This window comes from Aeromonas sp. R5-3 (assembly GCF_040908225.1).
Taxonomy (GTDB): Bacteria; Pseudomonadota; Gammaproteobacteria; order Enterobacterales; family Aeromonadaceae; genus Aeromonas; species Aeromonas dhakensis.
The window spans coordinates 100,085-127,000 of record NZ_JBFODH010000021.1 but is presented as its reverse complement, the minus strand read 5'-3'; the positions used below and the strand labels follow the sequence as shown (position 1 = coordinate 127,000).

Genomic DNA, 26,916 nt, shown 5'->3' with positions numbered 1-26,916 from the left:
CCTTAGCACAGCACCGCATGAAGAAAACCCCTGAGCTTCAGGGGTTTGTCGCAATACAAGGCGGCCCGTCGACTAGATGACCGCAGCCAGCTCGGCCCCCTGACGGATGGCGCGCTTGGCATCCAGCTCGGCGGCCACGTCGGCCCCGCCGATGATGTGTACCGGCTTGCCCGCCGCCTGCAGACCGGCCTGCAGCTCCTTGAGCGGCTCCTGGCCGGCGCAGATGATCACCTGATCCACCGGCAGGCACTGCTGCTGGTCGCCCACCCGGATGTGGAGCCCCTCGTCGTCGATGCGCAGATACTGCACGCCGGAGATCATCTCCACCTTGCGGTTCTTGAGCACGGTGCGGTGGATCCAGCCGGTGGTCTTGCCCAGGCCGTCGCCTACCTTGCTCTCCTTGCGCTGGAGCAGCCAAATCTGGCGCTCGGGGGCGTCGATCACCGGGGTCGTCAGACCGCCGCGCTCGCCGAGCTGCTTGTCAATGCCCCACTCCTTGAGCCAGTGATCCCGGCTCTGCCCCCCATCCGCCCGTTTTTCCACCAGATATTCAGCCACGTCGAAGCCGATGCCGCCGGCGCCGATCACCGCCACCTTCTCGCCCACCGGCTTGTGATCCCGCAGCACGTCCAGGTAACTCAGCACCTTGGGATGCTCGATACCCGGAATGTTGGGGGTGCGCGGGCGGATGCCGGTGGCGAGGATCACCTCGTCAAAACCGCCGCCGAGCAAGCTCTCGGCGCTCTGGCGCTGGCCCAGATAGAGCTCGACGCCGCACTTCTCCAGCCGCTTGGCAAAGTAGCGCAGGGTTTCGTGAAACTCCTCCTTGCCCGGGATCTGCTTGGCGAAGTTGAACTGGCCGCCGATCTCGCTGGCCTGATCGAACAGGCTCACCTGATGGCCACGCTCGGCGGCGTAGCAGGCAAACGCCAGCCCGGCAGGGCCTGCGCCCACCACCGCCAGCTTCTTGGGCTGAGGCACCCGGCCGAAGTTGAGCTCGGTCTCGAAGCAGGCACGCGGATTGACCAGGCAGGAGGCACGCTTCTGCTTGAAGATGTGGTCGAGGCAGGCCTGGTTGCAGGCGATGCAGGTGTTGATCTCGTCCGCCCTGTCTTCGGCCGCCTTGATGACGAATTCGGGGTCGGCCAGGAAGGGGCGCGCCATGGAGACCATATCCGCCTCGCCGCCCGCCAGAATGCGCTCGGCCACCTCGGGGGTGTTGATGCGGTTGGTGGTGATAAGCGGTACTTTGAGGTGTTTTTTCAGCTCGGCGGTCACCCAGCTGAAGGCGCCGCGCGGCACGCTGGTGGCGATGGTGGGAATGCGCGCCTCGTGCCAGCCGATGCCGGTGTTGATGAGGGTGACCCCCACCTGCTCCAGCGCCTTGCCGAGCGCAATCACCTCTTCCAGCGTCGAGCCCTGCTCTACCAGATCCAGCATGGAGAGGCGGAAGATGATGATGAAATCCGGCCCGACCCGCTCGCGGATGGCGCGGACAATCTCCACCGGGAAGCGCATGCGGTTTTCGCTGCTGCCACCCCAGCCGTCGGTGCGCTTGTTGGTGCGCTCGCAGATGAACTGGTTGATGAGATAGCCTTCCGAGCCCATCACCTCGACCCCGTCGTAGCCCGCGCTCCTGGCCAGTTGCGCGGTGGCGGCGAAGTCGCGGATGGTGCCGCGGATCTGCCGCTCGCTCATGGCGCGCGGCTTGAACGGAGAGATAGGGGCCTTGAGGGCACTCGGCGCCAGGCTGAACGGATGATAGGCGTAGCGGCCGGCATGGAGGATCTGCAGCGCTATCTTGCCCCCCTCCTGATGCACCGCACTGGTCACCTTCTTGTGCTTGGCCACCTGCCAGGGAAAGCTCAGCTGGGAGCCGTGGGGCACCAGCCGGCCGCGCAGGTTGGGGGCGATACCGCCGGTCACTATGAGGCCGACCCCGCCCCGGGCCCGCTCGCCATAGAAGGCGGCCAGCTTGTCAAAGCCCCCCTTCTCCTCTTCGAGGCCGGTGTGCATGGATCCCATCAACACGCGGTTGCGCAGCTGGGTAAAGCCCAGATCGAGGGGGGTCAGCAGGGTCGGGTAACGGCTCATCATGAACTCCTTTTCGGGGCCGGGCTGGATGGCACCACGCCCATCCCCCGCCGTCCGGACTCAGGCCCGGAACAAGGTGGCAGCATGGGTGGGCGGCTCACAGGGCCTCCAGTTAATTTTTTGTTATCAAACCGAGGCTAGAGTAAAGAATCAAAAATGCTTTTTCAAACAAATGTTTGGACAATTTTTCGGCGAACAGACGTGTTCCGAACTCACCGGCTCCAATCCTCTCCAAGCGGAAATGGCATTTCACCGGCCAACTGGTTAATAATGGCGCTTCCCTCCCCATTAACAGGGCGATAACGCGACTATGTCTATTTTCAAAGGTCTGGGTTGGCTGTTTCGCAGCCTGTGGCGCCTGCTCAATTTCACCCGGCTGATGCTGGTCAATCTGCTGTTTCTCGTCGTGGTCTTGATCATCGTCTTCAGCGTCAGCCAGAAAGAGGCCCCCAGCGCCCCCATCGAAGGGGCCCTCACCCTCAATCTCTCCGGCGTGCTGGTGGAACAGCGCTCGCAAACCGATCCCACGGTGCAGCTGCTGCGCCAGGTGGACAACAGCGACGAACTACCCAGCGAGATCGTCCTCTCCGATCTGCTGTGGGCCATCAAGAACGCCAAGGATGACGATCGCATCAAGGCACTGGTGATCAAGCCCCAGGGGCTGCAGGGCACCAGCTTCTCCAAACTGCAGGAGGTGGCGAGCGCCATCGATGCATTCAAGGAGAGCGGCAAGCCGGTCATCGCCATGGCCGACTTCTACACCCAGGGCCAGTACCTGCTGGCCGCCCACGCCGATCACGTGCTGCTCAACCAGAGCGGCGCCGTGGTGATCGAGGGGCTCGGCGTCTACCAGACCTACTACAAGTCGGCGCTGGAGAAGCTCAACATCACCCCGCACGTGTTCAAGGTCGGTACCTACAAGTCTTTCGTCGAACCCTATACCCGCGACGAGATGTCCCCCGAGAGCAAGGAGGCAAACCAGCGCTGGCTGGATCAGCTGTGGCAATCCTATGTGACCGACGTGGCCGAGCAGCGTGAAATCGAACCGGACGCCGTGGCACCGGGCAAGGATCGCTTCCTCGAGCTGCTGCGCAAGGCCGGCGGCAACGCGGCCAACTACGCCCTCGACAACGGTCTGGTGGACCAGCTGGCCACCCGCGACGAGATGACCCAGGCGGTGATCAAGGAAGTGGGCGAGAGCGATGACCACGGTTGGAAGGGGGTGGGCCTCAAGGAGTACCTGGCCGCCATTCCGAGCCAGTATCCCCAGAGCGGCAAGGATGAGGTGGGCCTCATCGTCGCCAGCGGCGCCATCATGGATGGTATCCAGCCTGCCGGCACCATAGGCGGTGACAGCCTCTCCGATCTACTGGCCGATGCTCGCCGCGACGACAAGGTGAAGGCCGTGGTGCTGCGGGTCGACAGCCCCGGCGGCAGCGCCTTCGCCGCCGAGCAGATCCGCGCCGAGCTGCTGGCCCTCAAGCAGGCCGGCAAGCCGGTGGTGATCTCCATGGGCAGCTACGCCGCCTCCGGCGGTTACTGGATCTCCGCCGATGCGGACAAGATCTTCGCCTCCCCCACCACCCTCACCGGCTCCATCGGGGTGTTCGGCATGTTCGCCACCATCGACAAGGCGCTCTCCCAGTACGGAGTGCACACCGACGGCGTCGGCACCACCGACTATGTCGGCGTCGGCCTGACCCGTGCCCTGCCGGAACACGTCGGCCAGGCGATCCAGCTGAGCGTGGAAGATACCTATCAGCGTTTCGTCGGTCTGGTGAGCAAGGGCCGTGGCCTGAGCCCGGAAGAGACCGAGAAAGCGGCCGAGGGGCGGGTCTGGACCGGTCAGGATGCCAAGGCGCTGGGCTTGGTGGACGAGTTTGGCGATCAGGAGGCGGCCATCAAGGCGGCAGCCGAGCTGGCCAACCTCAAGGAGTGGCAGGTCGCCCCCATCGAGCAGGAAGAGTCGGCCAAGGACAAGTTCCTGCGCCAGCTGTTCGACAGCAGCGCCCAGGTGCTGGCTTCGCACCTGCAGAGCTGGCTGCCGGCAGGCCTTGGCAAGGCGCTGGTGGAGGTGAACCGCAGCCTGGACCCGCTGACCCGCTTCAACGATCCGCAGGGCACCTACGCCCTCTGCCCGGTCTGCACACCCTGATCGGCAACCAACACAAAAAAACCGCCAATCGGCGGTTTTTTTTATGGCGTGGTGAAAGAACTCAGCCCAGCAGGCCGGCACCGTGCCAGTGCTGCAATTCGGCCAGCACCCGCGTCTCCCGCGCCGTCCACTGGGGGCAGGAGCCCGCCAGCTGGGTCTTGTTGGTCTGCAGCGCCTCGGCCAGCTCGAACCAGCCAGGGGTGAAGCCGAGCCTTATCTCGTAGGGCTGGGGCCGAGGCTCGCTCCAGTTCTCCCCCACCTGACAGAGGTAGTAGAAGGAGCGGATGCAGTAGGCGTCGTAGTCGGCCTCGCGGGCCGGACGGTACTCCCGCGTCTGCCCGAGCAGGGCGCCAACCGCCACCAGCTCTGCCCCACACTCTTCGCGCAGCTCGCGGGCCAGGGCCGTGTTGTGGCACTCGCCGTGCTCGATACCGCCACCGGGAAACATGAGATCGCCGTTGACACTGGAGTGCACCAGCAGCAGCTGGTCGCCACGCAGCACGACGGCCCGGACGGTGACCCGCTCCAGCTGGCGGCCATCCGTATTGACCCGGCCGTGGGTGAGCCGGATATCGAAGGGGTGAGGCCAGTCGCTGGCCAGAGATTCAATGTGGTTCATCAGGATTCAGGGACGATAGGTTCCGCTTTTCAGCTGTTCGACCAGGATGGCGGCCTGGCTGTCCAGCCCCTCCTGCTGTTGTTTGCTCAGGGAGTGGTAGAGGCTGAAACGGCTGGCCGACACCTCGGCGGCGTTCTGGAACGACTCGCTCACCTTGCCCCACAGATAGGCCTGCCCGTACTCCTTCTGGCCCATGTAGAGGGTGCTGAGGGAGGTGAGGATGCGGCCGTTCACCTGATCCCCTTCCCGGTAGAGAGAGAGGGCGTGCTGCATCAGCGCGATGGCCTTTTGCGGCTCGCGCTTGGCATAGATGCCCCCGAGCGCCAGCTGCAGTTCGGGCTCCTCGAGCGCGGGCTGCCCCTCCAGCGCCAGAAACTGCTGGCGGGCCAGCTCGTTGGTGTTGTTGGTCCAGTGCCAGAGCAGCAGATAGGGATCCTTGGCGTTGCGGGTAGCGGCATCGAGCTGGGCCAGCTGGTCGCCAGCCGCCAGCATCCCCTCCACCCGCGGGCTCTTCTGCTCGCGGGCATTCTTGTACTCGATGTTGGTGGAACGTTCGGCACATTTGAGGTAGCGCTCCAGGTTGCGCATCAGCTCATACTTGCGCCGATCCGTCCCCTCCTCCTTGAGATAGAAGCGGCTGCGAATGATGTCGGTACGCTCGTAGCGGCACCAGCCATCGTCTACCAGATCCTGACAGAGCTCGGGATGGTTGCTGCAAATATTGTGGATCCGGTCGTCATTGCAGCCCGCAACGGCAAGGCCGACGGAAAGCATGATGAAGGTCTGTCGCAGGGGCAAATTGGCCATGGCTCACATCTTGTTGAAAACGCAGGTTGATAACAACGGGAGCCTCGAGCGGCCACCTACGGCTAGCAAACCGGTTACATATCCATTACAATGCGCGCGCCGTATAAGGCCGCGACTGCAGAATAATATAACGAAATATACACCCCTACACTGATCTGCATTCGACGAATTTCTATTTGCCCCAACAACGTGAAATAAAGGATCTGGTTAATGACCCACGAGCACTATCTGCAGGCGTGGCAGGAGAGCCAGGAGCTCGCCGAAGCCATGCAACCCCTGATCGGTCGCCTCTACCGTCAGCAAGGGATCGAGATCACCATCTTCGGCCGCCCGCTGCAAAACGCCTCCACCATCGATATCCTCAAGGCCCACCGGGTCGTTCGCCGCCACCAGGGAGCCCCCCTCCCGATCCAACAGAGCTTTCCCCTGCTGCAAGCCATCCTGGCCCTGAACCCGACCGCCGCCGAGATCGATCTGGGCAAGCTGGCCGTGGGTTACTGGCAGGATCACCAGGATGAAGCCGGCATCGACGACTACCTGCGTGCCAAGCTGGCACCGGCTCTGGGTCGCGGCGTACCGGCTCCGACCGACGTGGTGTTGTACGGCTTCGGCCGCATCGGCCGTCTGCTGGCCCGGTTGCTGATCGAGCGCACCGGCGCCGCCAACTCCCTGCGGCTACGTGCCATCGTGGTGCGTGGCGGCCGCGACGGGGATCTGGAGAAGCGTGCCAGCCTGCTGCGCCGTGACTCGGTGCACGGCCCATTCAACGGCTCCATCGAAGTGGATAGTGAACGCAGCGCCATCATCGCCAATGGCACCTTCATCCAGGTGATCTATGCAAACAGCCCGGCCGACATCGACTACACCGCCTACGGCATTCACGATGCGCTGATCGTCGACAACACCGGCGTCTGGCGTGACGAAGCGGGTCTGTCCGAGCACCTCAAGGCGCGCGGCGCCGCCCGGGTGCTGCTGACCGCTCCCGGCAAGGGGGAGATGAAGAACGTGGTGTTCGGGGTCAACCACGAGGTGATCGGGCCCGATGACAAGATCATCTCCGCCGCCTCCTGCACCACCAACGCCATCACTCCTGTGCTCAAGGTGATGCAGGACAAGTACGGCATCCGTCACGGTCACGTGGAGACGGTACACTCCTACACCAACGACCAGAACCTCATCGACAACTATCACAAGGGCGAGCGCCGCGGTCGCAGCGCAGCCCTCAACATGGTGATGACCAGCACCGGCGCCGCCAAGGCGGTGGCCAAGGCGCTGCCCGAACTCAAGGGCAAGCTGACCGGCAACGCCATCCGGGTGCCTACACCCAACGTGTCGCTGGCCATCATCAACCTGTCGCTGGAACAGACCACCGATCGGGAGAGCCTCAACGCCTATCTGCAGCAGATGGCGCTGAGCTCAGCCCTGCATCGCCAGATCGACTTCAGCGCCAGCACCGAGCTGGTCTCCTCCGACATGGTGGGCTCCCGCTTTGCGGGCATCGTCGACTCCCAGGCCACCATCGCCGAGGGGGATCACTGCGTGCTCTACGTGTGGTATGACAACGAGTTCGGGTACAGTTGTCAGGTAGTGCGGGTGATGGAGCAGATGGCTGGCGCAGTTCGCCAGGATCTGCCGGTCTGATCCCGATTCGTCATGGCTCAATGTGCAAGGAGAAGGCCGGATGTCGTTTCAACAAGGTGAGTTTTTGCAAGCAATCAGGCAGATGCCCAAAGAGGTGTACGAGCGGCTCAAGACCGCGGTCGAGCTCGGCAAGTGGCCTGATGGCAAACCGCTCACCGACGAGCAGAAGGCCACGTCGCTGCAGGCCGTGATGGCCTGGCAGGCGATGCACCTCGACAACCCCGAGCATATGAACATCGGCCGTGACGGCGAGATCGTGATGAAGAGCAAGAGCGAGCTCAAGCGGCAGTATCGCGACGAGGAAGAGATAGTGCGGGTCGACCTCAGCCACTGAGGCAGGCCGCACGTCACCTATCGCGGTAACAAAACGAAATAGGGGAGCCATGATGGCTCCCCTATTTTTTATCTCTGCAAAGTGATCCCCCTCATCCCCGGCCCTTCTCCCGCCAGGGGAGAAGGGAGCAGGCTCGCAGCTGCGAACCGTAAGCGGGCCACCTGCCGGCGATCTTCATGGCAAGCCTCGCGGCCAACAGCGCCTCGATCTATCCCCTCTCCCCTGGGGAGAGGGTTAGGGTGAGGGGGACACCAGTCAGGGGGTCAGCTCACCACGCAGGGACTGCTGCATCAGCTCGCGGATGCGCGGCGCCGGCAGATCCTGGCTCAGCAGGAAGTGCAGCTTGGTCAGCGCCGCCTCGGCGGTCATGTCGAAGCCCGAGATGACCCCGGCCCGCGACAGGGCGTTGCCGGTGGCATAGCCCCCCATGTTGACCTTGCCGTGCAGACACTGGCTCAGGTTGACGATGATGACGCCGCGGGCCGATGCCTCGGAGAGCAGCGCCAGCATGGCCGGATTCTGCGGTGCATTGCCCACCCCGAACGAGAGCAGGATCAGCGCCCGCACCGGTTGCTGCAGGATGTTGGCGATCACCTCGGCCGAGATGCCGGGATAGAGGGTCACCACCCCGATGGGTTGAGGGGTGATGTCGTGCAGCACCAGCGGCCGCTCGGAGGGCACGCCCAGCTCGCCCGCTTCCAGCGAGATGGCGATGCCGGCGTTGAGCAGCGGCGGGTAGTTCGGCGAATCGAAGGCGTGGAAGCCGTCGGCGTGCACCTTCTTACTGCGGTTGCCGCGATAGAGCTGGTTGTTGAAGAACAGCGTCACCTCGTGGATCGGGTAGTTGGCCGCAATGTAGAGGGCGTTGAGCAGGTTCTGCTGACCGTCGGAGCGCAGCTCGGCGAGCGGGATCTGGGAACCGGTGATGATCACCGGCTTGTGCAGATCCTCCAGCATGAAGGAGAGCGCCGAGGCGGTGAACGACATGGTGTCGGTGCCGTGCAGGATGACGAAACCGTCGTACTTGTCGTAGTTGCCTTTAATGTCCTCGGCGATGCGCTGCCAGTCCGCCGGCGTCATGTCGGAAGAGTCGATGAGGGGCGCATATTCGTGAATATGGTAATCCGGCATCTCGGGACGATGGAACTCGGGCATCCGCGCCAGACAGTCTTCCATGAAGCCCGCCATCGGCACATAGCCGTGGTCGGAACGCTGCATCCCTATGGTGCCGCCTGTGTAGGCGATATAGATGGACTTCTTCACACCCTCTCCTCTTTGATGGGCACAACAGCCGCGAATCGTGGCTCAAACGGGACGAAACGGCGGCATCGACTGCCTGCCGCATTCGCCATGGGCCGAAAGCCCGCACATGATAGCGCGCCAGGCCGCCGACTCACATCCCACCAGTGCCGTCCGCGGGCCAAAAACCGCCGAATTATAGGGACTGGTGCCCCAAATGACAGCCAGGAAATAGCCCTCACCCCGGCTTGCACCGCGACCAACCCGATAGTGTTAAATTTCACAACAAACACGATGAACGACCATTTATCTGACAAATGTGGATATAAGTGGTGTTTTTTGCTACTATCCGCTCGATTTTTCATAAATCTCATCTGGATGCCTGATCAATTCAGGCCCGCACCGGTCCCATTCTTACGTGGGGCGGGGGCATGTCGCCCCTTCTTTGTTGGCACCTGAGCCACACTGTTTTTATCCCGGCTGAATCTGTGAGTCTGCATCAACGAAAGACACAGCCAATCAACATGGGAGTACTGAATGCTACAACTTGATTCCTACGCCACCCTGGTCGCAGCCACCCTGGTGTTGCTGCTCGGTCGTCTGCTGGTGACCCGAGTCGGGCTGCTGCGCACCTTCAACATCCCCAAACCGGTTGCCGGCGGCCTGGTGGTCGCCCTGGTGCTGCTGCTGCTGCGCGCCACCCTGCAGATGGAGCTGCAGTTCGATACCAGCCTGCAAACCCCGCTGATGCTGGCGTTCTTCGCCTCCATCGGCCTCTCCGCCGATCTCGCCAGCCTCAAGCGCGGCGGCAAGGCGGTGCTCACCTTCCTGCTGGTGGTCACCGGCCTGCTGCTGGTGCAGAACAGCCTGGGGGTGGGCCTGGCCACCCTGCTCGGTCTGGATCCCCACATGGGACTGCTGGCCGGCTCCATCACCCTCTCCGGCGGCCACGGCACCGGGGCGGCCTGGGGCGCCACCTTCACCGAGAAGTACGGGGTGCAATCCGCCGCCGAGCTCGCCATCGCCTGTGCCACCTTCGGCCTGGTGCTGGGGGGCCTGATCGGTGGTCCGGTGGCCCGCTATCTGGTGAAGAAGGTGCAGGTGCCCGGCGAGGAGCACAACCGGGACGACGCGCCGCAAGGCTTCGAGATGCCAGACATGGAGCGCCCGCTCACCACCTTCAGCCTGATCGAGACCCTGGCGCTGATCGCCATCAGCCTGAAGGGGGGCGAGATGCTCTCCGCCTACCTCAAGGGCGGCGCCTTCGAGCTGCCGGTGTTCGTCTGCGTGCTGTTCGTCGGCGTGCTGCTGCGCAACGTGCTGACCCTGCTCAACTGGCACGAGGTGAGCGACCGCGAAGTCTCCCTGCTCGGCAACGTCAGTCTGTCGCTGTTCCTGGCGATGGCGCTGATGAGCCTGCGACTGTGGGATCTGGCCAACCTGGCGCTGCCCATCTTCATCCTGCTGGCGGCCCAGACCGTGGCCATGGCGCTCTACGCCATCTTCGTCACCTTCCGGGTAATGGGCCGCAACTATGATGCTGCCGTGCTGGCAGCGGGCCACTGCGGCTTTGGCCTGGGGGCCACCCCCACAGCCATCGCCAACATGCAGGCCATCACCCAGCGCTTCGGTCCCTCCCACCTGGCGTTCCTGGTAGTGCCCATGGTGGGCGCCTTCTTCATCGACATCATCAACGCCATGGTGATCAAGCTGTTCCTGGCACTGCCCTTCCTGTAATTCCTTTCCCGTCAGACGTATATGAACAGAGCCCACCCCCTGGTGGGCTCTGCCATTTCTGCTCGCCAGCTTCTCTGCACCACTTCCTTCATTGATAGCCGTGGCGAGACCCATAAACAAAAAGCCCCGCACTCGGCCGAGTGCGGGGCTTGGTCATGGCGGCCGTGTTCGCCGCGTTCAAGCACTTACAGGATAAAGGTCGAGACCTGCTTGTTCAGGTCGGTGGCCCGCCCCTTGAGACTCTCGGCCTGATCCAGATCGCGCATGGCGGCGGCGGTGATCTCGTCACTCACATCCTTGATGGCGGTGGTGTTCTGGGTGATCTCGCCGGTCACCTGGGTCTGCTCCTCGGCGGCCGTGGCGATCTGGCCCGCCATGTCGGAGATGAGGCTGACTGCCTGGGTGATCTCTTCGAGCGCAGCGGCAGCGGCATCGGCGTCTTTCACGCTGTTGTCCGCCAGCCCCTGACTGGTCTGCATCAGGCTCACCGCACGGGCCGTGGTCTGCTGCAGGGTCTCGATGGTGGACTGGATCTCCTGGGTTGAGTCCTGGGTGCGGCGCGACAGCACCCGCACCTCGTCCGCCACCACCGCGAAACCGCGACCCTGTTCACCGGCACGGGCCGCTTCGATGGCCGCGTTCAGCGCCAGCAGGTTGGTCTGCTCGGCGATGCCCTGAATGGTGGAGAGGATGCCGGAGATGGCCTGGGCGTGGCGGCTCAGCTCGCCGATCACCTCGGTCGCCTGCCCCACTTCCTCGGCCAGACCGTTGATGGACTGACGGGTCTGGTTCACCAGCATCTTGCCCTGTTCACTGCTCTGGGCGGACTGCTGGGCCGCGGCGGCGGTGTTCTCGGCGTTGCCGGCGATCTCCATGGTGGCGCTCGCCATCTCGGTAACCGCGGTGGCGACCATGGTCACCTCCTGCTGCTGGCGCTGCAGCTCGTCCACGGCGGCCTGGTTGGTCACCAGACTGCGCTCGGCATCGGCGTTCAGCTCGTTGGCCAGCTGGCGGATGTTGCCAATCAGCTGGTGCTGGCTGCCGACGAAGCGGTTGAAGCTGTTGGCCAACTGACCCACCTCGTCGTTGGTGTCGATCTTGATGCGCTGGGTCAGATCGCCGTTACCGTCGGCGATGCGGGCCAACGCCTGGGAGACCTTGCCAAGGGGCCCCAACAGCAGGCTGACCAGCCAGGAGATGGCGAGGATGCTGCCCACCAGCACCAGCAGGGCCAGGCCGAGCTGGGTCATCAGCAGGGAAGAGAGTGGCGCCTCCAGGGTCTCCTTGTCCAGCACCAGCACCAGCTCCCAGTCGGTGTCGGGGATATCCACCGCCCACAGCAGCTTGTCGCGCCCTTCGCCGTCGAAGTAGGCCGGCACCAGGCTGTTGCTGGTCTTGCTCTGCTCGATCAGGGCATTGGTCAGATCGTTGTCGATCTCGGTGGCCGGTTTCATCGCCTTGGCCGCGTCCTTGTAGGCGATGACGGTGCCGTCCTTGTGCATCATGATGGCAAAGCCGTCGGCCGGCAGCTTCATCTTGGTGACGTCTTCCACCAGGGAGGCGATGGAGAGGTCGCCACCGACCACGCCGCCCTGCGCCGGCTGGGCCAGGGTCACCACCATGATGTTGTAGGCCACGTCAAGGTAAGGCTTGGTGACGATCATGCCACCCTTGCCCATCGCCTCCTGATACCAGCCGCGGGAGCGGGGATCGTAACCGTCACGATTGATGGAGGGATCGGAGTCGTTCATCTTGCCGCTGCTCTCGCCAAAGTAGGTGAGCTGGAAGCGGCCGGAGACTTGCGCCTGTTGCAGGGCGTTGAGGGGGTCGGCACCGGCCTTGTTGCCGAGCGCCTGAATGACGTCGCGACGGGCCGCGAGCCAGTCACTGACGCTGGCGGCCTGCTGGTTGCCGAGGCGCTGCACCTGTTCCTGACTGCCTTGCAGCAACAGGGACTTCTGGCTGGTGTAGCTCTGCCAGGAGAGCAGCAGGATCACCAGCGAGAGGGCGATGACCACTGACAACAGTATCTTCTGCTTGAGTGATAGATTTTTCATCATGCGTTCTTCTTATGGAGGTCAGGAACAGGATTTCCCAAAAAGTGCACAGCACTGCGTAGTTATTAACGACCCGTCGGCACAAAACTGAACCGGAAAATGGGGCGGTGGGCGATATTTTCCACCGAGTTGGGGAAAACTGCACCAGAAATTGACTACCGGACACGCACAAGGACAGCCGACCCTGTTTATTCCTTCCACAATTGGCTAGAATATCCCGTTTTTAAATCACATCGACCCCGAGAGTTTTCACGATGTTTGAAGTCAATCCTGTATTAAACAAGCTTAAGGAGCTGTCTGAGAGGACCGAGCTGCTTAGGGGGTACCTTTGACTATGACGCCAAAAAAGAGCGTCTAGAAGAGGTCAACGCCGAGCTGGAACAGCCGGACGTCTGGAATGAACCCGAGCGCGCACAGGCGCTGGGCAAAGAGCGCGTCGCGCTGGAAAACGTGGTCGGCACCATCGACACCCTGACCCAGGGTGCTGACGACGTGGCCATGCTGGTCGAGCTGGCCGTGGAAGGCGAAGACGAAGATACCTTCAATGAAGCCGTGGCCGAAGCCGACGTGCTGGAGTCCAAGCTGGTGGATCTCGAGTTCCGCCGCATGTTCTCCGGTCAGCACGATCCCTCCGACTGCTACATCGACATCCAGTCCGGCTCCGGTGGTACCGAGGCCCAGGACTGGGCCAACATGGTGCTGCGCATGTACCTGCGCTGGGGCGATGCCCACGGCTACAAGCCCGAGCTGATTGAATGCTCCGAAGGCGACGTGGCCGGCATCAAGTCCGCCACCATCAAGTTCACCGGTGAGTACGCCTTCGGCTGGCTGCGCACCGAGACCGGCGTGCACCGCCTGGTGCGCAAATCGCCGTTCGATTCCGGCGGTCGTCGCCACACCTCGTTCTGCTCCGTGTTCGTCTACCCAGAGATCGACGATGACATCGACATCGAGATCAACCCGGCCGACCTGCGCATCGACGTCTACCGAGCCTCCGGCGCCGGTGGTCAGCACGTCAACCGGACCGAATCCGCGGTACGTATTACCCACATTCCCACTGGGGTCGTGGTACAGTGCCAGAACGATCGTTCCCAGCACAAAAACAAAGATCAGTGTATGAAGCAGCTGAAAGCCAAGCTCTACGAGCTGGAAATTCAGAAGCAGAATGCCGAGAAGCAAGCCCTCGAAGAGACCAAGTCCGACATCGGCTGGGGCAGCCAGATCCGTTCCTATGTGCTGGATGATGCGCGCATCAAGGATCTACGTACCGGCGTCGAAACCCGCAATACCCAGGCGGTACTCGACGGCGATCTGGACAAGTTTATCGAAGCTAGCCTGAAGTCAGGCCTGTAAAAAAACAGAACAGCAGGAATCACCATGTCTGAACAAACCACCACTCCGGAAGTCGACCAAACTCTCGAACTGAACAACGAGATGCAGGAGCGTCGTTCCAAGCTGGCCGCCTTGCGCGCCCAGGGCAACCCCTTCCCCAACGACTTCCGTCGTGACCACCTCTCCGGCGATCTGCACGCCGAGTTTGGCGACAAGAGCGCCGACGAGCTGGCCGCACTGGGTAAACGGGTGAAGATTGCCGGTCGCATCATGACCCGCCGGATCATGGGCAAGGCGTCTTTCGCCACCCTGCAGGACATGGCAGGCAAGATCCAGGTCTACGTCACCCGTGACGACCTGCCGGAAGGCTTCTACAACGAGCAGTTCAAGAAGTGGGATCTGGGCGACATCGTGGGTGTCGAAGGTACCCTGTTCCGCACCAACACAGGCGAACTCTCCGTTCACGTCTCCGACATTCGCCTGCTGACCAAGGCCCTGCGCCCGCTGCCCGAGAAGCACAAAGGTCTGACCGACCAGGAAGCCCGCTGCCGTCAGCGTTACCTGGACCTGATCGCCAACGAAGAGTCCCGCAAGACCTTCGTGACCCGTACCAAGGTCGTGGCCGGTATCCGCAAGTTCCTGAACGACAAGCGCTTCATGGAAGTGGAAACCCCCATGATGCAGGTCATCCCGGGTGGCGCCTCTGCCCGTCCGTTCATCACCCACCACAATGCGCTGGACATCGACATGTACCTGCGTATCGCTCCGGAACTCTATCTGAAGCGTCTGGTGGTCGGTGGCTTCGAGCGTGTCTACGAGATCAACCGCAACTTCCGTAACGAAGGTATCTCCGTTCGCCATAACCCCGAGTTCACCATGCTCGAGTTCTATATGGCCTACGCCGACTACATCGATCTGATGGACCTCACCGAAGAGATGCTGCGCACCCTGGCGCAAGACATCCTGGGCGACACCAAGATCCGTTACGCCAAAGAGGGCGAAGAGGGCCTGACCATCGATTTCGGTCAGCCGTTCCAGCGCCTCTCCATGGTGGACTCCATCCTGAAGTACAACCCGGATGTGACCCGTGACGATCTGGCGACCCTGGAGAAGGCCACCGCCGTCGCCAAGCGCCTGCACATCGAGCTGATGAAGAGCTGGGAGCTGGGCCACGTGATCACCGCGATCTTCGAAGAGACCGTGGAGCACATGCTGCTGCAACCGACCTTCATCACCGAGTACCCGGCCGCCGTCTCTCCGCTGGCCCGTCGCAACGACCAGAACCCGGACGTCACCGACCGCTTCGAATTCTTCATCGGTGGCCGTGAGCTGGCCAACGGCTTCTCCGAGCTGAACGATGCGGAAGATCAGGCCGAGCGCTTCCAGGCTCAGGTTGACCAGAAAGCCGCAGGTGACGACGAAGCCATGTTCTACGACGCCGACTTCGTCACCGCGCTGGAACACGGTCTGCCGCCGACTGCCGGTCAGGGTATCGGTATCGACCGTCTGGTGATGCTGTTCACCAACAGCCACACCATCCGTGACGTCATCCTGTTCCCGGCTCTGCGTCCACAAAAGTAAGAGCCGAAGAAACAGGGCCGCAGCAGCGCAGCTGCCGTCCATGACAATCAAAACGCCCCGCAACTGCGGGGCGTTTTTTATGGCGGACACAAACCGCTGACGAACCTTCAATGCCGCCAGCTTGCCGCTTATGAGGCCGGTGGCAGCAGCCACTCCCCCTGCCACAGGGTGACGGCCTGACCGGCCATCAGCACCCGATTCTCCTGCAGTTCTAGCCGCAGCTCACCACCCCGGGCCGAGATCTGGCGGGCCCGCAGCTGCCGTTTGCCGAGCCGCTCGGCCCAGAAGGGCACCAGGGCGCAGTGGTTGGAGCCAGTCACCGGATCCTCATCCACCCCGACCCAGGGGGCGAAGTAGCGAGAGACAAAGTCATGGTCCGAGCCGCGCGAGGGCGCCGTCACCATCAGGCCTCGACCGGGCAGCGCGCGCAAGGCCTGAAAATCTGGGCTGAGCGCGCGGACTTCCTCCTCGCTGGCGAGCTCCAGCAAGAACTTGGCGCCAGCCGCCAGGGTGTGCAGCGGCTGGCAACCGACCGCCGCCGTATAGGCGGGATCCAGAACGAGCGGCACCGGGGCAATGCGCGGGAAATCGAGCCAGATCCACTCCCCTTCGCGCCGGGCCAGCAGCTCGCCGCTGCGGGTCTCGAAGTAAATGACCTCATCCCCAGCCACCGCTCCCGTCTGCCACAACACGTGGGCCGCAGCCAGGGTGCCGTGACCGCAGAGATCCACTTCCAGTTCGGGAGTGAACCAGCGCAGCTGGTAGCGGGCCCGGCCCAAAGGCACCAGAAAGGCGGTCTCTGACTGGTTGAACTCGGCCGCCATGGCCAGCAGGGTGGCATCCGGCTGGCTCGGCCCCAGCGCTACCACTGCCGGGTTGCCGCTAAAGGGGTGCTGGCTGAAGGCATTGACATGAAACAAGCTGATGGTCGACATTCACGCTTCCTGTGTGGGTAATACGGGCTCATTCATCGCCCTTTATACCATGAGAACCCTGTCGACCTGAGTCGCCTTGCGACCCTCTCCATCGCCTTTTTAATGCAGTAATAGAATAAAAAAGACATTTTTATTCTTTGTTGTTATCCATCACACCCCTTAACCTGACCAAAAATCAGACCATGGAAGACATGTGTGATGCAATTGAAGGACTCCCTGACCAACCTGACTCCCCTCTCTGACGAGCAGCAACGACTGCTGAGCCAGGCGCTATCGACCCTCAACACCCAGCAACTTGCCTGGGTGAGCGGTTATCTCTACGGTCTCTCCCAGGCGGGCAGCCAGCCGGCCGTGACCGGCGCAGCCGCCACTGCCCCTAGCGGCAATCTGACCATTCTCTACGGCTCCCAGACCGGCAACGCCAAGGGCGTGGCCAGCGCCATCAAGGCGCAGGCCGAAGCCCGTGGCCTGCCGGTGACCCTCACCTCCATGGCGGACTACAAACCCAAGCAGCTCAAGAAAGAGACCCACCTGCTGGTGGTAGTGAGCACTTACGGGGAGGGTGAACCGCCGGAGAGCGCGGTCGATCTGTACGAGCAGCTCAAGAAGGGCAAGGTCGGCAAGCTGGAAGGGCTCAAGTTCGCCGTACTGGGGCTGGGTGACAGCTCCTATGAATTTTTCTGCCAGACCGGCAAGGACTTTGACAGCCTGCTGACCAAGGCCGGCGCCGACCGGGTGCATGAACTCGCCAGCCTGGACGTGGATTATCAGGATGCCGCCAAGGCATGGGGCGAACAGGCGCTCAACGCCATCGCCGCCACTCTCTCTGCCGGCCCTGCCGGCAGCAGCGTGGCCAGCGCGGTACAGCAGGCTGTCGGCCACAGCCAGTACAGCAAGGAGAACCCCTTCCCGGCCAGGCTTTCGGTCAACCAGAAGATCACCGGTCGCGACTCGACCAAGGATATCCGCCACATCGAGATCAGCCTCGAAGAGTCCGGCATCCGCTACCAGCCGGGGGATGCGCTGGGCATCTGGTTTGACAACGATGCCGATCTGGTCGGTGAGGTCTTGGCGCTGGCTCATCTTTCCGGCGACGAGGCCACCGCCCGCGGCAGCCTGCGCGAGGTGCTCAGCCGCGAGCTGGAGCTGACTCGCTTGCACGGCGGCTTTATCACCGGCTTGGCAGAGATCTCGGACAACGCGGCACTCAAAGATCTGGCCGGTGACAAGGCCCAGGTCAACACCCTGGTGGCCAGCGCCCAGGTAGTGGATGTGCTCAAACGCTTCCCGACCGCGCTCACCGCCGAACAACTGATCGGCCTGCTGCGCCCGCTCACTCCACGCCTCTACTCCATCGCCTCCAGCCAGAGCGAGGTGGAAGAGGAGGTGCACCTGACCGTCGGCGTGGTGCGCTACCCGCAGGAAGATGGCACTGTGCGCAGCGGCGCCGCCTCCTCCTATCTGGCGGACCGTCTGCCGGAAGATGCCGAGGTGCGGGTATTCGTGGAGCACAACGACAACTTCCGCCTGCCTGATAACCCCGATACCCCCGTCATCATGGTGGGCCCTGGCACCGGCATCGCCCCCTTCCGAGCCTTCTTGCAGGAGCGGGAAGCTCAAGGGGCCGACGGCAAGAACTGGCTCTTCTTCGGCAACCCCCACTTTACCCAGGATTTCCTCTATCAGGTGGAGTGGCAGCGTTATGTGAAGTCGGGCCTGCTGTCGAAGATCTCCCTGGCCTTCAGCCGGGATCAGGCCAACAAGATTTATGTGCAGGATCGCCTGCGCGAGGCGGGGCTCGAGCTCTACCAGTGGCTGGAAGCAGGCGCTCACTTCTATGTGTGCGGCGACGCCAATCATATGGCCAAAGATGTGCAGGAAGCCCTGCTGGATGTGATTGCCGAACATGGCCAGAAGAGCCGTGAGGAAGCAGAAGAGTATCTGAGCGAATTGCGTCGTGCCAAACGTTATCAAAGGGATGTCTATTGATGAGCAAACAACCTCTCTCTCACCAAAAAGCAGGACCAGTGGAAGGACCGCTGGCCGACAACGAACGTCTGAAACGCGAGAGCAACTTTCTGCGCGGCACCATAGAGCAGGATATCAAGGACCCGCTCACCGGCGGCTTCAACGGCGACAACTTCCAGCTGATCCGCTTTCACGGCATGTATCAGCAGGATGACCGCGACATTCGCCCGGAACGCGCCGCCCAGAAGCTGGAACCCCTGCACAACGTCATGCTGCGCGCCCGCCTGCCGGGCGGCATCATCACCCCTGCCCAGTGGCTGGTGATCGACCAGTTTGCCGAGGAACACAGCCTGTACGGCAGCATCCGCCTGACCACCCGCCAGACCTTCCAGTTCCACGGGGTGCTCAAGCGCGACATCAAGCTGATGCACCAGACCCTCAACAGCACCGGCATCGATTCCATCGCCACCGCGGGGGACGTGAACCGCAACGTGCTCTGCACCAGCAACCCGGTGGAGTCCGAGCTGCACCAGGAGGCCTACGAGTGGGCCAAGAAGATCTCCGAACACTTGCTGCCCAAGACCCGCGCCTACGTGGAGATCTGGCTGGACGGTGAGAAGCTGGGGGAGGACGAGGAGCCTATCCTGGGGTCCAACTACCTGCCGCGCAAATTCAAGACGACCGTGGTGATCCCGCCCCACAACGACGTGGACATCCACGCCAACGATCTCAACTTCGTGGCCATCAGTGATCACGGCAAGCTGGTGGGCTTCAACGTGCTGGTGGGCGGGGGTCTGGCCATGACCCACGGCGATACCAGCACCTACCCGCGCAAGGCGAGCGACTTCGGTTTCGTGCCCCTCTCCCACGTGCTGGAGGTGGCGGCCGCCGTGGTCAGCACCCAGCGCGACTGGGGCAACCGGGTCAACCGCAAAAACGCCAAGACCAAGTACACCCTCGAGCGCGTCGGCGTCGAGGCCTTCAAAGCCGAGGTGGAGAGCCGTGCCGGTATCCAGTTCGGGCCGGTACGTCCCTATGAGTTCACCAGCCGTGGCGATCGCTTCGGTTGGGTCGAGGGGATCGACGGCAAGCATCACCTGACCCTGTTCATCGAGAACGGCCGCCTGCTGGACTTCCCGGGCAAGCCCCTCAAGAGCGGCATGCTGGAGATCGCCAAGGTGCATCAGGGGGATTTTCGCCTGACCGCCAACCAGAACCTCATCATCGCCGGCGTCCCGGCCGGCGAGAAGGCCCGCATCGAGGCGCTGGCGCGCCAGTACGGCCTGCTGGATGACGGCGTGAGCGAGCAGCGCAAGCAGTCCATGGCCTGCGTGGCCCTGCCCACCTGCCCGCTGGCGATGGCCGAGGCCGAGCGTATGCTGCCGGCGTTTGTCACCGACATCGAAGGCTTGCTGGCCAAACACGGTCTGGCGGATGACGCCATCATCTTCCGGGTCACCGGCTGCCCCAACGGCTGCGGCCGCGCCATGCTGGCGGAGGTGGGACTGGTGGGCAAGGCGCCGGGTCGCTACAACCTGCACCTGGGTGGCAACCTGGAGGGGACCCGCATCCCGCGCCTGCACCTGGAGAACATCACCGAGCCGCAGATCCTGGCCGAGCTAGATAGCCTAATCGGCCGCTGGGCCAAGGATCGCAACCCGGGCGAGTGCTTCGGCGATTTCGTCATTCGCGCCGGCATCATAGCCCCGGTCATCGACTCCGCGAGGGACTTCTATGCAGTCTGAACAGACAGATACAGAGCGGCTGGCGCGCACCGCCGACGGCCGGCTCGACCTTGACGCCCTGCTGGCCCTGGGCCGGGAGGAGCAGGTCGAGGCGCTGGCCCCCCTCAACCGAGAGCTGGACGCCATGAGCGCCCCCGAGCGGGTGCGCTGGGCCCTAGCCAACCTGCCGGGAGAGCATGTGCTGTCGTCGAGCTTCGGCATCCAGGCGGCGCTCATGCTGCACCTGGTGAGCCGCGAGCGGGCCGACGTGCCCGTGGTGCTGACCGATACCGGTTATCTCTTCCCCGAAACCTACCGTTTCATCGACGAGCTGACCGAGCGGCTCGCCCTCAACCTCAAGATCTACCGGGCCGCGCTCACCCCAGCCTGGCAGGAGGCCCGCTTCGGCCTCCTGTGGGAACAGGGGGTGGAGGGGATCACCCGCTATAACCAGCTCAACAAGGTGGAGCCGATGGACCGCGCCCTGAACGAGCTCGGCGCCCGCACCTGGTTCTCGGGTCTGCGCCGGGAGCAATCCGGCAGCCGGGGCAAGCTGCCTGTGCTGGCCATCCAGCGCGGTCGCTTCAAGTTCCTGCCGGTGATCGACTGGAGCAACAAGGACGTCTTCTACTACTTCAAGGAGTTCGACCTCCCCTACCACCCCTTGTGGGAGCAGGGTTACCTCTCGGTCGGCGACGTGCACACCACCGCCAAGTGGGAGCCCGGCATGAGCGAGGAGCAGACCCGCTTCTTCGGCCTCAAGCGCGAGTGCGGCCTGCATGAGGAAGGTGGCGAGAGCGACGGCTCCGGCATCTGAGCCAGACGTTCCACCCGCACGGCTCCCATAAAAAACGCCCGGCAACTGCCGGGCGTTTTTCTTTGCGCAAAAAAGCGAGCTACCGCCCCTCATTACCTGGCGGCGGCACGCGCCTGGGTCAGCCAGTCGTTCACCAGCGCCTCGTGGCCCTTGAGCCAGGCATCGGCGTGACGCTCCACATCCGCCGGCTTGTTCTGCCCCTTGTTCATCAGACCGTTCTGCACGTTGATGTCATTGAGTGGCAGCTTGACGATGGAAAAGAGCTTGGCGGCCGCCGGGTTGGCCTCGGCGAACCGCTTGTTGGCGACGATGTGCATGGTGTTGACCGGGAAGCCGTAGTTCTTGCCGTTCGGCAGCCGGGTCTTGGCCGCATCAGGGCCATCGGCGGGCACCTGCAGCCACATCACATCCCGGCCGGGCACCAGCTCGCTGCTGAGCCAGTAGGGGGTCCAGGTGTAGTAGAGCACCGGCTTGCCGCTCTTGAAGCGGGCCTGGGTATCGGCGATCAGCGCCGCATAGTTGCCCTGCTTGTGGGTGACGGTGGGGGTCAGCCCGAACTCGGCCAGATGGCGGTTGATCGCCTCTTCGCAGCCCCAGCCCGGGTTGCAACCGATGAGATCGGCCTTGCCGTCGCCATCGCTGTCAAACAGCGCCGCCAGCTTGGGATCCTTGAGCTGTCCCAGGTTGGTGATGCCATAGCGGGTCGCGGTCTGCTTGTCGATGAGATAACCCTGGGCGGCCCCGGCCACATAGGTCCCCTCACGGAAGAACACCTTGTCACCCCCCGCCTGCTCATATTTGTTGTTCTGCAGCGGTATCCAGTTGAAGGCCAGAAAAGTGCCATCCCCCTGCGCCACCGAGGCGTAGGCCACGTTGTAGTCCACCTCCTGGGCCGGCTGGACGTCATAGCCGAGGCGCGCCATCAGCTTGCTGACCAGCAGGGTCTGAAAGCTCTCCTCCGGCAAGGAGCTCTGCAAGGGCTGAACGCGCACCCCCTCCCCCGGCAGCTCGGTACTGGCCATGGCGAGCGGACCGAACAGCTGGGCACTCAACAGCAGGGAGCCCAGGGTCAGCGTCTTGGTGATCAGTCTCATGCGTTTACTCCTTTGTAATCGATTGACTTGTTGCGGCCAAGCAGGCGCAGCAGCAGGGCGGCGGGGCCGCGCTGATACCAGCGTCCGGTACGGCTGCGATCCGGCTGTCCCATCGCCTGGGTCAGGCGGTCAAGCACGATGGCCAGCAGCACTATGCCGAGGCCGCCGATGGAGGCGAGCCCCATGTCAAGCCGGCCGATACCTCGCAGCACCATCTGGCCGAGGCCCCCTACCGCGATCATGGAGGCGATCACCACCATGGAGAGCGCCAGCATCAGGGTCTGGTTGACCCCGGCCATGATGGTGGGCATGGCAAGCGGCAACTGCACCTTGAACAGCAGTTGGGAGGGGCTGGCACCGAACGAGTGGGCCGCCTCCACCAGATCGGCGGGCACCTGGCGAATGCCCAGCATGGTGAGCCGGATCATCGGCGGCAGCGCAAAGATGACGGTCACCACCACCCCGGGCACGTTACCAATGCCGAACAGCATCACGATGGGGATGAGGTAGACGAACGCCGGGGTGGTCTGCATGGCATCCAGCAACGGCCGGGTCCAGCGCGACAGTCGCTCGCTCCGCGCCAGCAGGATACCGGCCGGCAACCCGAGCAAGACGCAGAAAAAGAGCGAGGTCAGCACCAGCGACAGGGTCACCATGGCATCGGACCAGGCGCCGATAAGCCCCACCATCACCAGCGAGACCAGGGTCCCCAGCGCCATGCGGCCGTTCACCAGCTGCCAGGCGATCAGGGTCAGCAGGCCGATCATCAGGGTGGAGGGCACCGTCTGCAGCAGATGGGTCATGCCGTTCAGGGTCAGCTCCACCGGCGCGCGGATCAGCTGGAACAGCGGTCGCAGGTTCTCCACCAGCCAGCCGATGCCCCCCTCGACCCAGCTGTCCAGTGGCACCAACGCCTGCTGGAAGGGATCCAGCCAGTCGACTGCGGCTGTGGTATCCACCGCTTCGATCTGGTTCTGCCAGTCGGTGGCGGCGGTGGCGGTATCGCTCCAGGGATCGGCCACCTTGGTGGCACTGGAAGCCGTGGCGCCCCAGGGGTCTGCCGCCACCTCATCGGCCCGCAGGGAGGGACTCGCTAGCAGCACCAGGGCCAACAGCCCGCTCAGTAAAAAATGGGGATTCATCCGCTTCATGCCGGGGTACTCCTGTCCAGGGTGTTCAGCAGGTTGGCCTTGGAGATGAGGCCGAGATAAGTGCCATCCTCCTCGACCACGGGCACCTGACAGGGGGCGGTCGCCACCTGGCTGATCAGTTCGTTGAGGGCGGTGTCCGCCAGGATGGGCTGGATGTCCGCCAGCAGCGCCTGCTCCAGGCTGCCTTTGGCCCTGACCGCCTGACCGAGCGACTCCACCGAGACGACCCCGATGAAGCGGCGCCGGCGATCCACCACGTAACCGAACTCCCGCTCCTGCTCCTTGAGCTGGCGCAGGGCGTTACCGGGTCCATCGGTGGTGTGCTTCTTGATAAGCGGCATTTGCTTGCGGCTGGCCACATCGCGGGCGCTGAATACATGGGCCAGATCCACCCCGCGAAAGAAGGCGCGCACATAGTCGTTGGCGGGCTGGTTGAGGATCTCGTCCGGGGTGCCGACCTGCACCAGCTGGCCGTCCTGCATGATGGCGATGCGATCGCCGATGCGCATCGCCTCGTCCAGATCGTGAGAGATGAAGACGATGGTGCGCTGCTGGCTGGCCTGCAGCTTGAGCAGCTCATCCTGCATCTCGGTGCGGATCAGTGGATCCAGCGCCGAAAAAGCCTCGTCCATCAGCAGGATGTCGGGGTCGTTGGCAAGGGCCCGGGCCAGCCCGACCCGCTGCTTCATGCCGCCGGAGAGGGCATCGGGGAAGGCATCGATCCACTGCTCCAACCCCACCTGCTGCAGCGCCTGACGGGCGCTCTGCTGGCGCTCCGCCAGCGGCACACCGGCCAGCTCCAGCCCGAAGGCGGTGTTTTCCAGCACGCTCAGGTGCGGCATCAGGGCGAAAGACTGGAATACCATGCTGATCTTCTTGCGGCGCACCTGACGCAGTTCACTGTCGGAGATGGCGGCGATGTCCTCGCCATCGATCAGTACCTGGCCGCGGGTCGGCTCGATCAGCCGGTTGAAGAGACGCACCAGGGTGGATTTGCCCGAGCCGGAGAGGCCCATCACCACGAAGATCTCCCCTTCGTCGATGGCCAGATTGACATCCTGGACCCCCAGGGTCTGCCCGGTTTTTTGCAGTATGCTGGCGCGGTCATGGCCTTTGGCCAGCAATTTGAACGCTTTTTCCGGCTGATCGCCGAAGATTTTGTAGAGTGATTTGACCTCGAGTTTGACTGTCATATTGTCCTTTTTTCTTGGCCGACGGGCTGCCTGGCAAACCGTCGAACGTGAGCCAATTACTTTTAACCCTAAGCAATTAACAACAAAAACAAAAGAACCATAAGAGTCTCAGTAAAAGGATTAATTTTTAATTTATTGATTTTTAAAGACTATTTTTAGGCATAAAAATGCACTCAGGTGTAATGAAACCCTGTCATCCCAACCGAATAAATCAATACAACCCCATCAAAATCAACGACAGATAGGCATGTAACGCGAGAAAAACAGAGCAATAATGGGAGGGAAAAGGAGGGAACATGTCTCTCATTAGAGGGCCAACACATTTAGTTACAACACTAACTATAATGTTGTCATTCGCTGCCACACTTCCACTGTGAAATAGAGGCCTGAGGTGTGGCGTGTCCACGCTATGGCACATCGCAATACCTGGGTATTCAATCCCTGTCCCGGACAGCAAAAAGGCCCCTTGTGCAACACAAGGGGCCTTTCATCAACCGGGGAAATCCGCCAGCCGTCAGCGCCGCTGCCAGGTCTCGAAATGGTAGGGGTGGGGGTTCTTCTCGTCGGGCTGATGTGACTCGCGCTCGATGCACGACCAGTCGCCCTCGTCGAAGGCCGGGAAACGGGTATCCCCCTCCACCGCCAGATCGATGCGGGTCAGATAGAGTCTGTCGGCCCGTGGCAGCAGCTGGCCGTAGAGATGACCGCCCCCGATCACCATCAGCTCGGTAACATCGCTGCCGGCCAGCAGCGCCAGCGCCGCGTCCACCGAGTCGATGACCTCCACGCCGTCAGCCCGGTAGTCGGGGTTGCGGCTGATCACCAGATTGCGGCGGCCAGGCAGCGGCCGCCCGATGGATTCAAAGGTCTTGCGCCCCATCAGCACCGGCTTGCCCAGGGTCACCCGCTTGAAGTGGGCCAGATCCGCCGGCAGGTGCCAGGGCATCTGGTTGTCCAGGCCGATCACCCGATCGTGGGCCATGGCGGCAATCATGGAAATCATCATGGGGTCAACCTCTCGCACCGTCTGTCAGATAATGGGGCGATTACGGTACACGACCAGAGAGGGGATCGCCAAACCGAAACTCAGGGCCCCCACGATAAACAACGCCTTGAGGCCGTTTTCCACCGCGCTCTGGATAAGCTCCATGGTCACCCCGGAGATATTGAGCTCCACCACGGCGATCATCGCCTTGAAGGCGTAGCTGCCCGGGATCATGGGGATGATGGAGGCGACACTGAACACAGGGCGCGGCGCCAGCAGCCGGCGCGACCAGTAGACGCAGACAAAACCGACCGTGGTCGCCGCCGCCAGAGTGGCCCACTCGATGGGCATGCCATGGTGAATGAGCAGGGTGCGCAGGCTGTGAGCCAGGGCGCCGCCCATGGCGCAGTACTTCAACATCCGTGGCGGCACGTTGAACAGCATGGCAAAGCCCACCGCCGGAATGGCCGACCAGAAGGCGTCCTTGGCCAGCAGCCAGAGTAGATCCATCATCGCTCCCTCCCCCAGCTTCCTGTCACCGAGATGGCAAGGATGATGCCGATATGGTTCCGTGCGCTGATGGATAGCCGGTTTGCCCCGAGCAGCAGGGTCGATACAGCGTCAAAGCTCTTCATACCTTCCACCCCCAGATACCGGTCACCGACATGGCGAGGATGATGCCTATCGCCGCGCTGATGGTGAGCAGGGTCGCCGTGCCCCAGCGGGCCAGCCCCATGTTGAAGTAGCCCTTCACCATGTCGGAGACAGCATTGATGAGCGGAAAGCCCGGCACCAGCAGCAGTACGCTGGCCGCCATGGCGAGATAGGGTTGGGCCCCCCAGTTGAAGAAGGTAGCGCTGGAGGCGAGCAGGGTGGCGATAAAGCCGGTGGTGGCAAAATTGATGAGGGGGCTGTGGTGATGACGCGCCATCAGCTGGCGTGCCCGCATGGCGACCGAGGCCGAGAAGCAGGTCACCAGGAAGATGGGCCAGTCACCGCCAAACAGCAGGCTGAAGGCACCGCAGGAGAGCCCCACCATGGGCACCACCAGCCAGGGGTGATAGTGAAACGGTACTATGGCCTCCAGGCGCTGACGCACTTCCCGCGCGCCGATCAGATCCTTCTCCGCCATGATGCAGATGCGCTGGATCTCGCACACCACCTGCATGTTGATGCCGTGCTCGCGCACCCGCCGGGTGGTGGTGACGCAACTGCCCTGATAGAGGCTGGTGAGTACGATGGCGCTAGAGGAGATGGCCATCTCGACGCTCTCCAGCCCGAGCGCCATGCCGAGCCGGACCGTGGTCTGCTCTATGATGCGACTCTCGGCGCCGAACTGGGCCAGCATCTGGCCCACCTTGACGATGATCCGGGTGATCTCCGTCTGCTGTTCCCGCGACAGCACCCGCCTTGGTGTGATACTTCTCATAATCCCTTCGAGTCGTAGCAAATT

General features: G+C 62.8%; 21 protein-coding genes. 9 read left to right on the top strand and 12 right to left on the bottom strand.

Annotation, left to right across the window (positions count from 1 at the left end; translation table 11 throughout):
• Positions 1 to 72: 72 nt before the first annotated feature.
• Positions 73 to 2,094: an FAD-dependent oxidoreductase gene (locus tag AB5Y95_RS12455; RefSeq protein ID WP_368161224.1), complete on the bottom strand. Its 2,022-nt coding sequence runs from the start codon at positions 2,092 to 2,094 to the stop codon at positions 73 to 75.
• Positions 2,095 to 2,404: 310 nt separating this feature from the next.
• Between AB5Y95_RS12455 and sppA the strand changes: the two genes are divergently transcribed.
• Positions 2,405 to 4,249 carry a signal peptide peptidase SppA gene (gene sppA, locus AB5Y95_RS12450; protein ID WP_201970699.1) on the top strand — a complete coding sequence of 615 codons (1,845 nt, stop codon included), beginning with the start codon at positions 2,405 to 2,407 and terminating at the stop codon, positions 4,247 to 4,249.
• 61 nt (positions 4,250 to 4,310) lie between these two features.
• Here the strand turns inward: sppA and AB5Y95_RS12445 are convergent, their stop codons facing one another.
• Both AB5Y95_RS12445 and AB5Y95_RS12440 read right to left on the bottom strand, forming a co-directional pair.
• Positions 4,311 to 4,868: an NUDIX domain-containing protein gene (locus AB5Y95_RS12445; RefSeq protein WP_010633070.1), complete on the bottom strand. Its 558-nt coding sequence runs from the start codon at positions 4,866 to 4,868 to the stop codon at positions 4,311 to 4,313.
• Positions 4,869 to 4,874: 6 nt separating this feature from the next.
• Positions 4,875 to 5,642, bottom strand: a complete 768-nt coding sequence (locus AB5Y95_RS12440) for a DUF2989 domain-containing protein (RefSeq protein ID WP_085946928.1) — start codon at positions 5,640 to 5,642, stop codon at positions 4,875 to 4,877.
• Positions 5,643 to 5,885: 243 nt separating this feature from the next.
• On the opposite strand from AB5Y95_RS12440, the gene AB5Y95_RS12435 reads away from it, so the two are divergent.
• Complete coding sequence (locus tag AB5Y95_RS12435; protein WP_025201249.1) at positions 5,886 to 7,316, top strand: glyceraldehyde-3-phosphate dehydrogenase; 1,431 nt, start codon at positions 5,886 to 5,888, stop codon at positions 7,314 to 7,316.
• 40 nt (positions 7,317 to 7,356) lie between these two features.
• On the top strand, positions 7,357 to 7,650 hold the full coding sequence (locus AB5Y95_RS12430; protein ID WP_017766723.1) for a YeaC family protein: 294 nt from the start codon (positions 7,357 to 7,359) through the stop codon (positions 7,648 to 7,650).
• 255 nt (positions 7,651 to 7,905) lie between these two features.
• Here the strand turns inward: AB5Y95_RS12430 and ansA are convergent, their stop codons facing one another.
• Complete coding sequence (gene ansA, locus AB5Y95_RS12425) at positions 7,906 to 8,913, bottom strand: asparaginase (RefSeq protein ID WP_011707130.1); 1,008 nt, start codon at positions 8,911 to 8,913, stop codon at positions 7,906 to 7,908.
• Between the two features lie 513 nt (positions 8,914 to 9,426).
• Between ansA and gltS the strand changes: the two genes are divergently transcribed.
• A complete protein-coding gene (gene gltS, locus AB5Y95_RS12420) occupies positions 9,427 to 10,626 on the top strand; it encodes a sodium/glutamate symporter (RefSeq protein ID WP_017780300.1) in 1,200 nt (399 codons plus the stop codon).
• Positions 10,627 to 10,811: 185 nt separating this feature from the next.
• On the opposite strand, the gene AB5Y95_RS12415 is transcribed toward gltS, so the two are convergent.
• A complete protein-coding gene (locus AB5Y95_RS12415; protein WP_010633067.1) occupies positions 10,812 to 12,683 on the bottom strand; it encodes a methyl-accepting chemotaxis protein in 1,872 nt (623 codons plus the stop codon).
• Positions 12,684 to 12,937: 254 nt separating this feature from the next.
• Here AB5Y95_RS12415 and prfB point away from each other — a divergent pair.
• Positions 12,938 to 14,036 (top strand): peptide chain release factor 2 gene (gene prfB, locus AB5Y95_RS12410; protein WP_099358782.1). Its coding sequence is split into 2 segments (ribosomal slippage): positions 12,938 to 13,012 and positions 13,014 to 14,036, totalling 1,098 coding nucleotides; the frame shifts between segments, so codons are not numbered across the junction.
• Between the two features lie 24 nt (positions 14,037 to 14,060).
• Positions 14,061 to 15,596, top strand: a complete 1,536-nt coding sequence (lysS, locus tag AB5Y95_RS12405) for a lysine--tRNA ligase (RefSeq protein WP_005297982.1) — start codon at positions 14,061 to 14,063, stop codon at positions 15,594 to 15,596.
• Positions 15,597 to 15,724: 128 nt separating this feature from the next.
• Here the strand turns inward: lysS and AB5Y95_RS12400 are convergent, their stop codons facing one another.
• The gene (locus AB5Y95_RS12400) at positions 15,725 to 16,531 is read right to left on the bottom strand and encodes a PhzF family phenazine biosynthesis protein (RefSeq protein ID WP_368161221.1); all 807 of its coding nucleotides are present in this window, start codon (positions 16,529 to 16,531) and stop codon (positions 15,725 to 15,727) included.
• A gap of 198 nt (positions 16,532 to 16,729) precedes the next feature.
• Between AB5Y95_RS12400 and AB5Y95_RS12395 the strand changes: the two genes are divergently transcribed.
• The 3 genes from AB5Y95_RS12395 to AB5Y95_RS12385 are packed head-to-tail and all read left to right on the top strand — an operon-like array spanning position 16,730 to position 21,040.
• The gene (locus tag AB5Y95_RS12395; RefSeq protein WP_368161449.1) at positions 16,730 to 18,520 is read left to right on the top strand and encodes an assimilatory sulfite reductase (NADPH) flavoprotein subunit; all 1,791 of its coding nucleotides are present in this window, start codon (positions 16,730 to 16,732) and stop codon (positions 18,518 to 18,520) included.
• Positions 18,520 to 20,244, top strand: coding sequence for an assimilatory sulfite reductase (NADPH) hemoprotein subunit (gene cysI, locus AB5Y95_RS12390; RefSeq protein WP_368161219.1), 1,725 nt, complete (start codon positions 18,520 to 18,522; stop codon positions 20,242 to 20,244). Before AB5Y95_RS12395 ends, cysI begins: the two co-directional genes overlap by 1 nt.
• Positions 20,234 to 21,040, top strand: coding sequence for a phosphoadenylyl-sulfate reductase (locus AB5Y95_RS12385; RefSeq protein ID WP_368161217.1), 807 nt, complete (start codon positions 20,234 to 20,236; stop codon positions 21,038 to 21,040). Before cysI ends, AB5Y95_RS12385 begins: the two co-directional genes overlap by 11 nt.
• Positions 21,041 to 21,132: 92 nt before the next feature.
• Here AB5Y95_RS12385 and proX read toward each other — a convergent pair whose 3' ends face one another.
• The 6 genes from proX to AB5Y95_RS12355 form a co-directional block, all read right to left on the bottom strand.
• Positions 21,133 to 22,134 carry a glycine betaine/L-proline ABC transporter substrate-binding protein ProX gene (gene proX / locus AB5Y95_RS12380; RefSeq protein WP_368161215.1) on the bottom strand — a complete coding sequence of 334 codons (1,002 nt, stop codon included), beginning with the start codon at positions 22,132 to 22,134 and terminating at the stop codon, positions 21,133 to 21,135.
• On the bottom strand, positions 22,131 to 23,285 hold the full coding sequence (gene proW, locus AB5Y95_RS12375; protein WP_368161213.1) for a glycine betaine/L-proline ABC transporter permease ProW: 1,155 nt from the start codon (positions 23,283 to 23,285) through the stop codon (positions 22,131 to 22,133). The genes proX and proW overlap by 4 nt, the downstream gene beginning before the upstream one ends.
• A complete protein-coding gene (gene proV / locus AB5Y95_RS12370) occupies positions 23,282 to 24,478 on the bottom strand; it encodes a glycine betaine/L-proline ABC transporter ATP-binding protein ProV (RefSeq protein ID WP_368161211.1) in 1,197 nt (398 codons plus the stop codon). Before proV ends, proW begins: the two co-directional genes overlap by 4 nt.
• 514 nt (positions 24,479 to 24,992) lie before the next feature.
• Complete coding sequence (gene folA / locus AB5Y95_RS12365; protein WP_017781487.1) at positions 24,993 to 25,484, bottom strand: type 3 dihydrofolate reductase; 492 nt, start codon at positions 25,482 to 25,484, stop codon at positions 24,993 to 24,995.
• Between the two features lie 24 nt (positions 25,485 to 25,508).
• Positions 25,509 to 25,976, bottom strand: a complete 468-nt coding sequence (locus AB5Y95_RS12360; RefSeq protein WP_005297957.1) for a threonine/serine exporter family protein — start codon at positions 25,974 to 25,976, stop codon at positions 25,509 to 25,511.
• Between the two features lie 118 nt (positions 25,977 to 26,094).
• Positions 26,095 to 26,892: a threonine/serine exporter family protein gene (locus tag AB5Y95_RS12355; RefSeq protein ID WP_005297956.1), complete on the bottom strand. Its 798-nt coding sequence runs from the start codon at positions 26,890 to 26,892 to the stop codon at positions 26,095 to 26,097.
• Positions 26,893 to 26,916 lie beyond the last annotated feature (24 nt).

Coding starts and splice junctions, on each gene's coding strand:
- AB5Y95_RS12455 (WP_368161224.1), bottom strand. CDS start 2,094: ATGAGCCGTTACCCGACCCTGCTGACCCCCCTCGATCTGGGCTTTACC.
- AB5Y95_RS12435 (WP_025201249.1), top strand. CDS start 5,886: ATGACCCACGAGCACTATCTGCAGGCGTGGCAGGAGAGCCAGGAGCTC.
- AB5Y95_RS12415 (WP_010633067.1), bottom strand. CDS start 12,683: ATGAAAAATCTATCACTCAAGCAGAAGATACTGTTGTCAGTGGTCATC.
- proV (WP_368161211.1), bottom strand. CDS start 24,478: ATGACAGTCAAACTCGAGGTCAAATCACTCTACAAAATCTTCGGCGAT.
- AB5Y95_RS12400 (WP_368161221.1), bottom strand. CDS start 16,531: ATGTCGACCATCAGCTTGTTTCATGTCAATGCCTTCAGCCAGCACCCC.
- proX (WP_368161215.1), bottom strand. CDS start 22,134: ATGAGACTGATCACCAAGACGCTGACCCTGGGCTCCCTGCTGTTGAGT.
- sppA (WP_201970699.1), top strand. CDS start 2,405: ATGTCTATTTTCAAAGGTCTGGGTTGGCTGTTTCGCAGCCTGTGGCGC.
- AB5Y95_RS12445 (WP_010633070.1), bottom strand. CDS start 4,868: ATGAACCACATTGAATCTCTGGCCAGCGACTGGCCTCACCCCTTCGAT.
- AB5Y95_RS12385 (WP_368161217.1), top strand. CDS start 20,234: ATGCAGTCTGAACAGACAGATACAGAGCGGCTGGCGCGCACCGCCGAC.
- AB5Y95_RS12440 (WP_085946928.1), bottom strand. CDS start 5,642: ATGCTTTCCGTCGGCCTTGCCGTTGCGGGCTGCAATGACGACCGGATC.
- AB5Y95_RS12355 (WP_005297956.1), bottom strand. CDS start 26,892: ATGAGAAGTATCACACCAAGGCGGGTGCTGTCGCGGGAACAGCAGACG.
- AB5Y95_RS12430 (WP_017766723.1), top strand. CDS start 7,357: ATGTCGTTTCAACAAGGTGAGTTTTTGCAAGCAATCAGGCAGATGCCC.
- lysS (WP_005297982.1), top strand. CDS start 14,061: ATGTCTGAACAAACCACCACTCCGGAAGTCGACCAAACTCTCGAACTG.
- folA (WP_017781487.1), bottom strand. CDS start 25,484: ATGATGATTTCCATGATTGCCGCCATGGCCCACGATCGGGTGATCGGC.
- AB5Y95_RS12360 (WP_005297957.1), bottom strand. CDS start 25,976: ATGATGGATCTACTCTGGCTGCTGGCCAAGGACGCCTTCTGGTCGGCC.
- AB5Y95_RS12395 (WP_368161449.1), top strand. CDS start 16,730: ATGCAATTGAAGGACTCCCTGACCAACCTGACTCCCCTCTCTGACGAG.
- cysI (WP_368161219.1), top strand. CDS start 18,520: ATGAGCAAACAACCTCTCTCTCACCAAAAAGCAGGACCAGTGGAAGGA.
- proW (WP_368161213.1), bottom strand. CDS start 23,285: ATGAAGCGGATGAATCCCCATTTTTTACTGAGCGGGCTGTTGGCCCTG.
- gltS (WP_017780300.1), top strand. CDS start 9,427: ATGCTACAACTTGATTCCTACGCCACCCTGGTCGCAGCCACCCTGGTG.